This is a genomic window from Vibrio sp. 2132-1 (assembly GCF_033344315.1).
Genome location: NZ_JAWPON010000760.1, coordinates 1 through 540 on the forward strand (window position 1 = coordinate 1; position 540 = coordinate 540).

Annotated in this window: 2 protein-coding genes; one reads left to right on the forward strand and one right to left on the reverse strand. The window is 44.8% G+C overall.

The window, feature by feature from the left end:
• A partial coding sequence (locus tag R8N47_RS27830) for a DUF1107 family protein (protein WP_318186438.1) occupies positions 1 to 120 on the forward strand: 120 nt, incomplete at its 5' end.
• 83 nt (positions 121 to 203) lie between these two features.
• On the opposite strand, the gene msrA is transcribed toward R8N47_RS27830, so the two are convergent.
• Positions 204 to 540: peptide-methionine (S)-S-oxide reductase MsrA (gene msrA / locus R8N47_RS27835; protein WP_318186437.1), on the reverse strand; the 337-nt coding region annotated here is incomplete at its 5' end.

Below are 540 nucleotides of genomic sequence, written 5' to 3' on the forward strand. Positions count from 1 at the left end.
GTTGGAGTGGGAAGTTTCTGCTTTGATAATGGCAAAGTGCTGCTTCCTGATGTGAAAGATCAAAAGCGACTGGCTGTCTTTAAAGAAGTAAACCAAGCAATTTCATCATTATCCGCCTAAACCATTCATGGCGTATTAACCCAAAAAACGAAAGATTAAAAAGAGCGACCTTGGTCGCTCTTTCTCGTTTCAGTGCAGTTTGATTAGCCTTGCAAGCTTGGTGGGAAGCAAACACCTGTGCCGCCTATGCCACAGTAGCCATCCGGATTCTTTGCAAGATACTGTTGATGGTAGGTTTCTGCAAAATAGTAAGGCCCAGCAGGGACGATCTCAGTAGTAATCGTTGAGCGAAGCTCAGCTTCTAATGCTTGTTGATACTGAAGCTTTGATTTTTCAGCAAGTTCTTGCTGCTCTTGAGAGTACGTGTAAATCGCAGATCGATATTGTGTGCCGAGATCGTTACCTTGGCGCATGCCTTGAGTCGGGTCGTGTTTTTCCCAAAATACCGCAAGGAGTTGTGCTAGTGAGATAACACGCTCA